This is a genomic window from Methanosarcina barkeri 3 (genome assembly GCF_000970305.1).
Taxonomy (GTDB): domain Archaea; phylum Halobacteriota; class Methanosarcinia; order Methanosarcinales; family Methanosarcinaceae; genus Methanosarcina; species Methanosarcina barkeri_A.
Genome location: NZ_CP009517.1, coordinates 277,782 through 291,221 on the forward strand (window position 1 = coordinate 277,782; position 13,440 = coordinate 291,221).

Below are 13,440 nucleotides of genomic sequence, written 5' to 3' on the forward strand. Positions count from 1 at the left end.
AAGACTGCTTTGAAAAGACAGGGCAAAAACTGCTGTAAAAAAGGCAAGCAAAAATAGTTGTGAAAATATAAGCAAAGAAATGGTTTAAACTTTTATAAAACTTGAACCTGGGAATTGTATCCCAGATTTTTGCGTTGAACTTCTTTTTTGTTTACTTCAATCATGTAATTTGATATCTCTGTTTTTAACGTTTTTATCCTGTTACCTGATTTTCTGAACCAGTATTTTTGCAAGTTTTGAATCTGTACCATTTTGATTGAGTGTCGTCAGATTAACACTATAGTTTCCTGCTTCAAAGTAGGTAGGTACCGGATTCTGCTCGGTTGAATTAGCTCCGTCTTCAAAGTTCCAATTCTATTCGGTTACATTTTTTGATAGGTCGGTAAACTGTACCATAATAGGAGCAAAACCCTGGGTGACATTGCTGCTAAAGTTCGCTACTGGAGCACTGGTGCAGACTGTTCTATCTTCTCAGGTTTAATGGTTATTTCTTTTGTGATATTTCCTATCTTTATCTTAAAAATTCCTGGAGGAATAGCTGTTGTATTATAAGAGTAATTGAAGTTTCCGTTAGAATCAATATTTGTTTCCTGAGAAGCTGTGACCTTCAGATTAACTTCTGAAACACCTTCTCCAGCATTCCCGTCGATTCTCATTTTATAGTTTCCCGGAGGAACATTCGATTGAGATACGGTTGCAGTATTCCCTGAAGCCTTTGAGCTTTTTGTTACCCAGAGAATCATCTTCACCCTTACATTGAGATTTTTGGCTCCCTGGGCCTCAACTTTATATGAATTATTAGAACCCTCAGGAATTACGATGTCTTCAAGACTATATTCATATCTTCCCATTGAAACAGGTACTGTTTTCTCAAAAGTTGCAAAGACATCGACTTTGTTCCCCGGAAAAGCGCTACCGTTTATATATAATATGTCCCCGGAAACAGGTTCTTCAGGGTGGAACTCCCAGTGACTGACAGGCACCGATTTATCTAAAGCATTAATTGTAGCAAATGTTGAGTTTGTACCGTTTTCATTAATTGCAGTTAGATTAACCGTATAGTTTCCAGGAACTATGTACTCATGTATTGGATTTCTGTCTGTGGAGTTAATAACTCCGTCATTTTCAAAGTCCCAGCTCACAGAAGTCGCATTTTCTGATAGGTCTCTAAACTGCACACAAAACGGAACATAACCCTCGGTAACGTTGCTGCTGAAGTTTGCGACGGGAAGTATCAAATTTGCCGGGGCAGGACCTATAAACTGCCCAAAGGAATATGGACGACTTCCCGCATTGACCGTGTTTATAACAGTGTTTGTGCTTGTATCGATTACAGAGACAGTATTGTCCCGATAGTTAGTTGTATACACTTTCGTTCCATCCGGAGTAACTGCAATTCCGTAAGGACCTTTCCCTACATTCACCGTAGCTGTAACATTGTTTGTGGATGTATCAATTACGGAAACGGTACTGCTACCAGAATTTGCCACGTATACCTTTGTTCCATCGGAGTTGACTGCAATTCCATTAGGCTCTGTTCCTACCTTAATTATTGCTGTAATGGTTTCTGTGGTCGTGTTAATTACGAAAACAGCAGCGTTACCATAAACATCTCTCGTCACGTAAAGGTTTTTCCCGTCTGGAGCGATTGCAACCCCAGTGGGCCCTTCATTATTATATGGATAATAGTCTCCATCTCCCACAGGGATTGTTGCTTTGAACTTTTTTGTTGTTGTATCAACTATAGAGATTGTGCTGCTATCTCTGTTCACTACATATACCTCTGTTCCATTGGGGCTGACTGCAACTCCATAAGGACTTACTCCCACTTTTATTGTGGCTGTAACCGTCTTTGTGGCTGTATCAATTTCAGAAACAATACCATGAGTTGCACGTTCACTATCATAATCCATAAAATCACTGGCCACATATACTTTTGTTCCTGTTGGGTTAACTGCAATTCCACGAGCATAACCTTTTACATCCACTATTGCTACAACACTGTTTGTAACTTTATCAATTACAGAAACAGTGCCACTGTTCGTGTTTGTCACATATACTTCTGTCCCGTTTGGGGTAACTGCCACTCCAAACGGAGAATCTCCTCCATTTCGTATGTCTGTACTGGTAAAAGTTTCTGTATCCACGATATTTGTAACGTTATCTGTCAGTGTGTCAATTATAGCGACAGTGTCCGTATCGGAACTGGTAATGTATGCATATGACCCTGTTATTGAGGAATTCTGATACCCATCTGGTCCTATAATCGAGGAATTTTGATATCCATCTGGTCCTATAATCGAGGAATTTTGATATCCATCTGGTCCTATAATCGAGGAATTTTGTGTTGAAGTTGCCAGGGTAGTAGGCGAAATCAGTATCAATAATAAAAAATGGATTGTTAGAGCTAAAGCTATTGAACATTTTGTTTTAGTGCTTATATGCTTCACCTTCTTAGCTTCTTATTATTTACTTATCACACTAAAAATATTAATACTGATGGGACGTTAACTGATTTAAAAATTTCTATAATAAGCTCCATTTTATAACTCTTCTATAATATTTTAACTAAAATTAGTCGATTAAAATAGGAGTCATATATAGAAATTATCTCCGAATTTAACTCAAATTTTGAGATTTATCTCTAAGAAATAGATATATTTTTAAATGACAATTTTATTTTTATAATTAACAATTATACCCAGTTCTCAAATCCGTGAACTCAGTTCTTAAACCCAATAAGTTCAGTTCTTAAACCCAATAAGTTCAGTTCTTAAATCCAGTAAGTTCAATTATTAAGTCCAGTAAGTTCAATTATTAAGTCCAGTTCTTTATTCTCAATTCTGCACCGCAGATCGAAGGAATAAAGTACTGTTCATTATTCATAATACACAGAAACTGTGCACATTTACTTTATCATGATTTACTACTTGATCTTCTGCCTGATGCTTCAGGCATGTGGCTCCCTCCATTCTGCAAACCTGGTGAGATAGTGTATCAAAAAATGCTTCAAAAATTTACGGCTCTGTTTCCCCTCTGGGCGGTTCTTCTATCGGTTGTTGCATATTTTTATCCTGAATATTTTGCTCCTCATCAGGGGCTTATCGTACCTTTTCTAAGCCTTATTATGCTCGGGATGGGAATCACTCTCTCGGTGGACAGTTTCCTTGCAGTATTGAAAAGGCCTTCGGTAGTCCTCCTGGGTACCTTAATGCAGTACACTATTATGCCACTTGCAGCCTGGATAGTTTGCCAGGTTCTGAAGCTTCCACCTGATCTGGCTGCTGGCGTGATTTTGCTGGGCTGCTGTCCTGGCGGCACGGCTTCGAATGTGATCTCTTATTTAGCAAAAGCCGATGTGGCCCTTTCAATAGTACTTACCTCGGTTTCTACCCTGATTGCTTTTCTAGCAACACCTTTCCTTACCTGGGTTTTTATAGGCCAGACTGTGGATGTTGACGTAATGGGCATGCTCATAAGCGTTGTAAATGTGGTAATCGTGCCTGTGGTACTCGGGCTTGCAATTAACTACTTCTTTGAAAAAAGGATAAACGCAGTACGTGAGGTCTTTCCGGCAATCTCAGCCGCCGCTATAGTAATTATAATCGCGGTAATTATAGGGACAAACAGCGCGAACCTTGGAAAAAGCGGCCCTCTGGTTCTGCTTGCAGTGATCTTACATAACGGGCTTGGCCTTGCAGGTGGTTATGGGGTTTCAAAGGCTTTACGGCTCAGCGAAACCGAAGCAAGAACTATTGCAATCGAGGTCGGGATGCAGAACTCCGGCCTGAGTGTAGCTCTTGCAATAAAACATTTCACAGCAACAGCAGCGCTTCCGGGTGCGATTTTCAGTATATGGCACAACCTGTCCGGAGCTTTTCTTGCAGGACACTGGTCAAAACAAAGTGTATCCGTTCATGATAAAAGTAAGATGCCTTCCAAAAAGGGCATTCATAGTAAGAAATTGGGGTAAAATCCAAAGGATTTTACAAAAAAGAGGTTGGGAAGCAGGAAAAATCCGGTGATTTCCCATAAGTTTTCCGGATTTTTCCTGTATTCATCTAATTTTTCTCATTTTTATCTATTTTCATAGTTTTTTTTCTTTTTCTTCAGAATTTCTTTTTCTCTTCTAATTATTATATTTAGCAATTTTGCACTCGAGCCTATTCCAAAACCTTGAATTTTGAACACTCGCTTAATTCCCAACAGAAAATAATATAATAGATTTGGGAATAAAATTGGTTTTGGGATGAGCTCTTCTTGTAATTCCATTTTCGGTCTCTCGGCTTTCCAGGCCACTTAATATATAAAAGTTTCAAAACCTTGGAAATAAGTTGGTTTTTGTTTCCTACTCAGTTCCAAGCCAGTTGAATACAATACTTAAAATCCATTAAAATCACATTAAAATCACATTAAAATCACATTAAAATCACATTAAAATCACATTAAAATCACATTAAAATCACATTAAAAATCACAATCTCTGGAACTAAGGCTAATTTTAGTATAAGTAGTTTAAAATAATTATGGGAATAATTATGTTCTACAACAGGAGTAATAGGACTTGTGGATGGCTACGGTATAGCGAGCTTACAGTTAAAAATAACGTTATCGAATCAGGAATTTTGTAGTTTACTTGATCACAACATCTATTCGGTGTGATTCTTTACTCCAGATATGTATCCTATATTGTAAGATGATGGATTCCTAAAAAGTTCAAATAAGCGTTTTTGAAGCTGTATTTTAAGGATCAGAATCCATAGTAGTTGAGGGCAGGTGAGGGGGCATGAATAGGAAGGGAGTGATAAATCTGTTCACTTTTGGCATCGTACTGGTTAACGCTTTAACCATTGTAGCTTTTGGTTCTTCCGAAACTTTGAGGAGTAACATGAGCACTTCAGAAAAGGAAAAAGCTTTCGACCCAGGAAGCATGAATCTCTCAGTAAAACCTGGAGACGACTTCTATGAGTATTCTGAGGGAGCCTGGATAAAAAGCCATCCTGTGCCACCGGACAAAACCCGATACGGAGAGTTCGAGATAGTAAAGGACAGGACTTATGACCGTGTTAAAGGAATAGTGGAGAGTGCAGCCAATAATACTTCAGCTCCTGATGGAAGCCTCGAGCAGAAGATTGGCAAGTTCTACAGTATGGGAATGGATAATGCTACTCTGGAAAGGCAGCGCTTTGACCCAATTAAAGGCGAGCTGAAGATGATAGACAATATCTCCGGTGCCTCCGATCTCCAGACCGTTTCGACTCAAATGATGGAATATGGCCTGGATCCTTTCTTCTCAATGTATGCCGCACCTGACAAGAAGAACAGCAAGACCATGATTGCTACCCTTAGTCAGGGAGGGTTGGGCCTTCCGGATAGGGATTTCTATTTCAGGCAGGACAACGAATCTATTAAGATCAGAGAACAGTATTTGGCCCATGTTGCAAGGATGTTCGTCTTCCTTGGTGATAGTCCGGAAATCGCTGAGAGTAATGCCAGGACCGTGATGAGGATAGAGACCAGGCTGGCCAATGCATCCTTTACCAACGTTGATAACCACGATGAAGTCAAAACGTACAATAAGATGAGCCTTGAGGAACTCCAGACTTTTGCTCCAGGCATTAACTGGTCCTGTCTCTTTGGCTCTCTGGTTTGTCCGGATGTAACTGAGGTCAATGTCAGAAATCCTTCCTTTTTTAAAGAGCTAAGCATCGCCCTTCAGGACGAAAGCATAGCTGACTGGAAGACCTTCCTGCGCTGGAAGTTGATTTTAGGGACGTCCCCTTACCTTAGCTCAGACGTAGAGCAGGAACATTTTGATTTTTTTGGGAGAAAACTCAATGGCCAGCAGGAAATGAAGCCGCGCTGGAAGAGAGTTATTGATGCGGAAAACGAGGCCATGGGCGAGGCTGTAGGCCGTGTCTATGCGGATAGATATTTTGATCCCGATTCCAGGGCCAGGATGCAGGAGATGGTATTCAACCTGAAGAAGGCCTTTGGAGAGAGACTTCAAAACCTTACATGGATGGAGCCTGAAACCAGGAAAGAAGCTTTCAAAAAGCTTGAAGCTCTGGATGTACAGGTAGGCTATCCTGATGAATGGCTGAACTATTCGGAGCTTGAAATTAAAAACGACTCATATGTAATGAATGTACTCAGGGCTTCTAAATTTAAGTTCTATCACGGTCCAGATGGTCTGGATAGAATAGGCCGGCCTGTAAATCGCAAACTATGGGAAATGAACCCCCAGGAAGCCAATGCCTATGCGGACTACAATAAAATAATCATAGTCTTCCCGGCAGGCATTCTTCAGCCGCCTTTCTTCAGTAAGGATGCCGATGACGCTGTCAACTATGGTGCCATAGGCTCTGTTATAGGACACGAGATGACTCACCACTTCGACAGCCAGGGCAGGAAGTTCGATGCGAGTGGAAATTTGACGGATTGGTGGACAACGCAAGACGCCGATAACTTCAATAAAAATACGGAGGTTCTGGTGGACGAATATAACAGGTTTGAGGTTCTGCCCGACCTGTACGTCAACGGTAACCTGACCCTGCCTGAGAACGTAGCAGATTTCGGCGGGTTGACAGTAGCCTACCACGCCTATAAGCTCTCATTAAAAGAAGAGCCGAAAACAATCGACGGATTCACTGGAGACCAGAGGTTCTTTTTAAGCTTCACCCAGATCTGGAGGGAATCGAACACGAATGAATCCTTGAGGACTCTGGTACTGACTGATACACACTCACCAGCCAGGTTCAGGGTCAATGGCGTAGTCTTCAACGTGCCTGAGTTTTACAGGGCTTTCCCGAACGTAAAATCCTCGGATAAACTATACAGAATTGAAAATAAGAGGCCTGTAATCTGGTAAAAAGTCCACAAAAAAGCCTTTTTTCTGATGGCGAAGTACAGCGCCTATGAAAAGTCATGAACCCTAGCGACGGCAGTACCTGTTTGAGCTCTGCTCTCCTTTGATGCGGAAGTAAATTGGTTTTTGGATGAGCTAACTACTTCTGCTCAAACTTCTGAAACCTAAGTGTCGAGGTTCATTATTTTCTTTAACGGAACCTGGAGAGGTGACACGAAAGTATCTCGTTGTTTGAATAGGGATGTGCTATCGTAACTTTCGTTGTTAAAACTTATTTTGTCCAAATTCTTTTATTAACCAGTGTAGTGCCAAAATAACTATTATCCCTATACCCAGGATTTCAGGAGTGGAAGAACGCGAGAGATGAAACGTAAACGAGTTTTCGAACAGTCTTGTCAAGTATTCAATTCCGTTGAAATCGACTTGATTTTTGGGGAACTGCAGTCCGAGGAGGGGCCAGAGCAGAGTTTTGGGAGTTTTCCACATCTGATCTTCCATGAGGTGAAAGAAAGAGCCTGAAGCAAGGCTAAGAACTTTAATATCTTTTTTCTTTTCGTACAGATATAAACCTAACAGGAATAGGGAAAGAACGAATAACAGCGTATGACATATAATACGTCCGTTTGCAAAGGTAGAAGCAAAGATAATCATTCCTAGAGGTTTGTCGATTAAGTCGGGCAAAAGAGCTCCAACGGCTAAATATTTCGGATCTATAATAGTTTTTAGCCGAGGTATGAAAATCCCAATTGCGAAGAATATCCCCAATGTAACCCCAATATGTCCAAAAAGAAGCATCGTAAGTCAACAAGACTTCTTGAATATATAAATATAGTCAAGCTCAATAAAAATTTTTAAAAAGTAACACATTTCGTTTAGAGATATTCTTTAAATACACATATCATGCATTTAATACACTTATAAGTTGATAATTAGTCAATATAATTAATAGACTGACATACTGACAGATTATAATTGAAAGACACCTGTTAATAGACTAATAAATAGACTGATATATTGATATCTATAAAGAGTGCTAATGCAGACACAGCATTAATTCAGTAGAAATTTACACAAATCTACTAAAATATTCTAAAGTAGATAATTATTTATATTATAGGCATAATCTAGCCATCCGTTGTATGATTAAAAGTTCGAATATCGCTCTTCTTGCAGTCTATTGACCTTTTTCCTCCTTCTTTTTTGGGGATGAATTCCTGACTTAACAGGTTTATTCACGCTGGCTTGTAGAGAAAATGATTATTCTGGACTGAAAGTATTGAAGACAAACAGACTTAAAATTGAACGTAAGAATGCTATACAATTCAATATTCGTGAACATAATCTACTAAATATAGACTCTAAAAATCGATTGTTTACTGGTTAATACTTTCACTACGCTATATCATTCTATTAATAAAAAGTCTGCATTTTGCTGTATGTATTGAAAAACGGGGTAGTATGAATCCTAAAACCGTCGTATGTCATAGGAGTGAAATCAACCTCGGTTAATTATCACTACTTATTTATAATAATACATGGAATTATCTGCCTGTAAAAATGGCTTGACAAGTAAACTTCAGCTTTAAGCTTTTCAAAAAAATTCCTTTAAAATCTTAAATTCACTTATTCCTGGATTTTTAGAGATTTAACTTCAAAATCCAGACTTTACTCTAGAATTTACTCTAATATGAAATCCAGACTTTATTCTGGCCTTAAATTCTCATTTAACAAATTTCATCTAACCAAATTATCATCTAACCAATTCTCATCTAACCAATTTCATCCAAACAATTCTCATCTAACCAATTTCATCCAAACAATTCTCATCTAACTGATTCAACTGGACAAAAACCCGAGAGAAAGAAAATGAAAAATATTATTATTAAAGGGGCACGGGAACACAACCTGAAAAACATCACTGTTGAACTCCCGCGGGACAAATTAATTGTTATTACAGGGGTATCAGGCTCAGGAAAATCCACCCTGGCTTTTGACACGGTTTATGCCGAAGGGCAGCGGCGCTATGTGGAGTCGCTCTCAGCTTATGCACGGCAGTTCCTCGGGCTTATGAACAAGCCGGATGTTGACAGCATTGAGGGTTTATCTCCGGCGATTTCCATTGAGCAGAAAACGACCTCGAAAAACCCCAGGAGTACGGTCGGAACAGTCACTGAAATTTATGATTACCTGAGGCTGCTTTTTGCAAGGATCGGCACACCTTACTGCCCTACTCATAACATAAAAATCGAGTCACAGTCTCCTGAAAGGATTGCGGACAGCCTGAACAGGGAATGTGAGGGCATGGTTACAATTCTCGCGCCAGTAGTCCGGCAGAAGAAAGGGACATACCAGCAGCTTTTCAGGGAACTTAACAGTGAAGGTTTTGCCCGCATGAGGGTAAACGGCGAGATTCACAGGACTGACGACGAAATTACTCTTGACCGCTACAAAAAGCATGATATTGAAGTCGTTATTGACCGTCTGGACCCCTCAGAGGACCGTTCCAGACTTGTCGAGGCCTGTGAAAATGCCCTCCAGAAAGCAGACGGGCTCTTAATTGCGGTTGATTCGGAAGGAAAAGACCACCTTTATTCCTCAAACATGGCATGTCCGGTCTGCGGCATGGCTTTTGAAGAACTTCAGCCCAGGATGTTTTCCTTCAACAGTCCTTTCGGGGCCTGTGAAGCCTGTAATGGTCTCGGGATCAAGATGGAGTTCGACCCTGACCTCATTATTCCGGATAAAAAGCTCTGTCTCGCAGACGGAGCTGTTGCTCTGTACAGGAATTACCTGGACAGTTATCGGAGCCAGCATCTGGCAGCCGTGGCAAAGCATTTTGGTTTTGACATTTTTACTCCAATTGAGGCTCTCACGGATGAGCAGTATAATGCGCTTATGTACGGCTCGGACGAACTCATGCAGTTCAGCATGAGCATGAAAAATGGGGACGCCCAATGGTCTCACAAAGGAACATGGGAAGGGCTACTTCCGCAGTCCGAGAGGCTCTACAGCCAGACAAAATCCGAATACCGCCGAAAAGAACTTGAAAAATTCATGCAGGTAAAGCCCTGCCCGAAATGCGAAGGTAAACGTCTGAAGGAAAAAGTGCTTGCAGTAAAGCTCGGCGGAAAGTCCATTGTAGATGTAACAAATCTCTCAATTCTGGAATGCATTCGGTTTTTTGAAAATGTGGAACTCTCGGAAAAGGAAAGAGAGATCGCAAAACAGGTCTTAAAGGAAATCCGCTCAAGGCTTGGCTTTTTAGAGCATGTCGGGCTCGGTTATCTTACCCTTTCGAGAGGCGCAGGCACTCTCTCAGGCGGAGAAGCCCAGCGAATCCGGTTGGCTACCCAGATTGGTTCAAACCTTATGGGCGTGCTCTATGTGCTCGACGAACCCTCAATAGGGCTGCACCAGAGAGATAACGAACGGCTTATCCAGACACTTCAGACCCTGCGGGACCTTGGAAACACCCTGATAGTCGTGGAACATGATGAGGATACTATTAGAGCTGCGGACTATGTGCTCGATGTAGGTCCGGGTGCAGGCGTTCATGGTGGTTATGTAGTAGCCGAAGGCACACCAGAAGAGATCGAAATAAATCCGGAATCCCTTACAGGCCAGTACCTCTCAGGAGAAAAACAGATAAAGCCGCCTGCTCTTCGTCGGCGTAGTGACGCCTTCATAAGGCTTAAAGGATGCAGGGCTAACAACCTGAAGGACATAGACGTAGATATTCCCATAGGGGTCCTGACTGTAGTTACAGGCGTTTCGGGTTCAGGAAAGTCCACGTTAATTTACGATACCCTGTACAAAGCTTTGACAAAGAAGATAAACAAATCAAGTGTGACGCCAGGGGACTATGACGAGCTGGTTTTCGATTCCGAGATCGACAAGGTAATCGTTATTGACCAGAGCCCTATTGGCAGGACTCCTCGCTCAAACCCTGCTACTTATACCAAGGTTTTTGATTCCATAAGGCAGGCTTTTGCCGATACTAAAGAAGCCAAGATCCGGGGATATAAAAACGGACGTTTCTCCTTCAACGTAAAAGGAGGACGTTGTGAAGCCTGCCAGGGAGACGGGCTGATCAAAATCGAAATGAATTTCCTGCCTGATGTTTACATTGAATGTGAGGAATGCAAGGGCACACGCTACAACCGGGAAACCCGAGAAGTAAAATACAGGGGTAAGTCGATTGCAGAAGTCCTGGATATGACCGTTGAAGAGGCTGCCGAACATTTTGAGAATATTCCTGGAATCAAAAACAAACTCGATACTTTAACAAGAGTCGGGCTGGGCTATATCAAACTAGGTCAGAGCTCAACAACGCTTTCAGGCGGGGAAGCCCAGAGGATCAAACTGACAAGGGAACTCTCCAAAAAATGTACCGGAAAAACGATTTACCTCCTTGATGAGCCTACAACCGGGCTTCACTTCCATGACGTTAAAAAACTTATAGCAGTTCTCAACAGGCTTGTTGCAAAAGGAAACACTGTGGTTGTGATAGAGCATAATCTGGATGTAATCAAATCCGCAGACTATATCATCGACCTTGGTCCCGAAGGCGGGAACGCAGGCGGAGAAATTATTGCCGAAGGAACCCCTGAGGAAGTGTCCACAGTTCAGGGAAGCCACACTGCCCGTTTCCTTGCTCCCAAGCTTTCAGCGTCATACCTTGATATATCGGGAGAAGAGTCCATAGAGGCTGTCTTCGAAGAAGGAGAAGAATTTGAGGCCAACTCTGATGAAGTTGAAGACGATATGTACGGGGATTCCGAAGACTTTGAGGAAGATTCTGAAGAAAACTTTGAAAAAGACTTTGAAAAAGACTCCGAAAACTCCAGAGATTTCAAGCATAACAAACACAGGACAGATAAAGCACTTGGAGAGCAGTTTATTTAAAACGAGTTTAAGCTCCCTTTAAAAACTTGAAACTTGAACAAGAGGTTTAAAAATGATTGACCTGGAGGCTCTTCCTCACCTACCTGGCTGTTATCTTTTCAAGAACGAAGAGGGGACTGTGATTTATGTAGGCAAGGCAAAGGACCTCAAAAAGCGGGTAAGCAGCTACTTCCAGAAAAGGGATCACGACCCAAAAACAACGAGCCTTATGGAGGCTGTAAGGGGCCTTGATTTTATTGTCACGAACACGGAAGTAGAGGCTTTCCTTCTGGAAAACACCCTTATTAAAAAACACTGGCCAAGGTACAATATTCTTCTAAAGGACTCAAAGCGATATGCCTGCATTCATTTAACAGAAGAAAAGTTTCCAAGGATCAGGCTTGCCCGGAAAAGGGTTGATAGTGGAAATTTTTTTGGACCTTTTGTTTCGGCAAAGGAGAGAGATTACATTTTCGAGGTTGTAAGAAAAACCTTTCAGCTCCGGACCTGCAAACAGATGCCGAAACGGGCCTGCCTCAGATACCATATAGCGGCATGCAGCGGGCCCTGCATAGGTGCAATTTCCATGGAGGACTATGCCGAGAAAGTTAAGAAAGCTGCTTCTGTTCTCAAAGGCAATATCAAAGAACTTATTGAGTCCATGGAAACAGAGATGAAGGAACTGGCATCAAGACAGCAATTCGAGCAGGCCATATCTCTCAGGGATGAGATTACAGCCCTTGAATACCTTCAGGAAAAACAAAACATGGAGAGGCAGAAAAAGCATAACGAGGACATCCTGAACTATATTGTCAGGGATGATACAGTTTATCTCATGCTCTTCAAGGTTTACAAAGGCACGCTTGAGGATAAGCAGGACTATGTTTTTGCCTTCGGGGAAAATTTCCTGGAGGAATTCTTGGTGCAATATTATTCCGAGAACGAGCCGCCTGAAGAACTTATCCTGCCCGAATCGCTTGAAGAGTCATTTGTTGATTTCCTCTCTCATGTCAAGGGAACAAAAGTTAAAGTTACGGTTCCGAAACAGGGAGAGAAAAAAGAGCTTCTCGACCTTGCCCTGAAAAATGTTGAGATTGGTTTCTTCGGAGACCGAAAAAAGCTCGAGGCCTTGCAAAGTAAGTTATCCCTTCCGAAACTTCCGAATGTCATAGAATGTTTTGACATTTCCCATCTCTCAGGCACGGCTACGGTCGGTTCAATGGTTCAGTTCCGTGGGGGTAGACCCGATAAACACAATTATCGCCGCTTCAAGATCGAGAGCGTTGAAGGGATCGATGACTTCGCTTCCATTGCCGAGGTTGTACACAGGCGCTATTCCCGTCTGCTTGAAGATAAACACGACCTGCCTGACCTTATTATTATAGATGGGGGAAAAGGGCAGCTCTCTTCAGCTTTTCAGGAACTCAGAAAGCTCAAAATCAGGGTTCCTCTTATTTCTATAGCAAAAAGGGAAGAAGAAATCTATGTGCCTGGAATTAAGTCCCCTCTTCCCATCAAAAAAGACGAGAAAGCCTCACTTTTTGTCCAGGAAATCCGGGACGAAGCTCACAGGTTTGCAATTACCTACAACCGTCTGTTAAGACAAAAATCGATGATCCCTAAAAATGATTGATTCTGAAAATCATTGATTCCCAAAAATCATTAGTGAGTTACTGATATTGTTGCTA

7 protein-coding genes and 1 pseudogene are annotated in these 13,440 nt (G+C 41.6%); 4 read left to right on the top strand and 4 right to left on the bottom strand.

Annotated elements, in window-relative coordinates:
* Positions 1–201: 201 nt before the first annotated feature.
* Together MSBR3_RS21585 and MSBR3_RS18725 are read right to left on the bottom strand one after the other, a co-directional pair.
* Positions 202–342, bottom strand: a pseudogene (locus tag MSBR3_RS21585) (PKD domain-containing protein); the annotation flags it as partial.
* A 95-nt stretch (positions 343–437) separates the two neighbouring features.
* Positions 438–2,384 carry a beta-propeller fold lactonase family protein gene (locus MSBR3_RS18725; RefSeq protein ID WP_196296986.1) on the bottom strand — a complete coding sequence of 649 codons (1,947 nt, stop codon included), beginning with the start codon at positions 2,382–2,384 and terminating at the stop codon, positions 438–440.
* 620 nt (positions 2,385–3,004) lie between these two features.
* On the opposite strand from MSBR3_RS18725, the gene MSBR3_RS01160 reads away from it, so the two are divergent.
* Entirely contained in the window at positions 3,005–3,973 is a 969-nt protein-coding gene (locus tag MSBR3_RS01160; RefSeq protein ID WP_048109846.1) for a bile acid:sodium symporter family protein, read from the top strand.
* A gap of 104 nt (positions 3,974–4,077) precedes the next feature.
* Here the strand turns inward: MSBR3_RS01160 and MSBR3_RS01165 are convergent, their stop codons facing one another.
* The gene (locus MSBR3_RS01165; protein WP_048105863.1) at positions 4,078–4,272 is read right to left on the bottom strand and encodes a hypothetical protein; all 195 of its coding nucleotides are present in this window, start codon (positions 4,270–4,272) and stop codon (positions 4,078–4,080) included.
* Between the two features lie 514 nt (positions 4,273–4,786).
* Between MSBR3_RS01165 and MSBR3_RS01170 the strand changes: the two genes are divergently transcribed.
* Entirely contained in the window at positions 4,787–6,871 is a 2,085-nt protein-coding gene (locus tag MSBR3_RS01170) for a M13 family metallopeptidase (RefSeq protein WP_048105865.1), read from the top strand.
* Positions 6,872–7,132: 261 nt separating this feature from the next.
* Here MSBR3_RS01170 and MSBR3_RS01175 read toward each other — a convergent pair whose 3' ends face one another.
* Positions 7,133–7,663, bottom strand: a complete 531-nt coding sequence (locus MSBR3_RS01175; protein ID WP_048105867.1) for a metal-dependent hydrolase — start codon at positions 7,661–7,663, stop codon at positions 7,133–7,135.
* Positions 7,664–8,734: 1,071 nt separating this feature from the next.
* On the opposite strand from MSBR3_RS01175, the gene uvrA reads away from it, so the two are divergent.
* Together uvrA and uvrC are read left to right on the top strand one after the other, a co-directional pair.
* Positions 8,735–11,773, top strand: coding sequence for an excinuclease ABC subunit UvrA (gene uvrA, locus MSBR3_RS01180; RefSeq protein WP_048105869.1), 3,039 nt, complete (start codon positions 8,735–8,737; stop codon positions 11,771–11,773).
* Positions 11,774–11,825: 52 nt separating this feature from the next.
* Entirely contained in the window at positions 11,826–13,385 is a 1,560-nt protein-coding gene (gene uvrC, locus MSBR3_RS01185; protein WP_048105871.1) for an excinuclease ABC subunit UvrC, read from the top strand.
* Positions 13,386–13,440: the final 55 nt, after the last annotated feature.

What these genes read in the sequence shown, in the direction of transcription:
- uvrA (WP_048105869.1), top strand. Translation starts at nt 8,735, where the DNA reads ATGAAAAATATTATTATTAAAGGGGCACGGGAACACAACCTGAAAAAC.
- MSBR3_RS01170 (WP_048105865.1), top strand. Translation starts at nt 4,787, where the DNA reads ATGAATAGGAAGGGAGTGATAAATCTGTTCACTTTTGGCATCGTACTG.
- uvrC (WP_048105871.1), top strand. Translation starts at nt 11,826, where the DNA reads ATGATTGACCTGGAGGCTCTTCCTCACCTACCTGGCTGTTATCTTTTC.
- MSBR3_RS01160 (WP_048109846.1), top strand. Translation starts at nt 3,005, where the DNA reads ATGCTTCAAAAATTTACGGCTCTGTTTCCCCTCTGGGCGGTTCTTCTA.
- MSBR3_RS01165 (WP_048105863.1), bottom strand. Translation starts at nt 4,272, where the DNA reads ATGGAATTACAAGAAGAGCTCATCCCAAAACCAATTTTATTCCCAAAT.
- MSBR3_RS01175 (WP_048105867.1), bottom strand. Translation starts at nt 7,663, where the DNA reads ATGCTTCTTTTTGGACATATTGGGGTTACATTGGGGATATTCTTCGCA.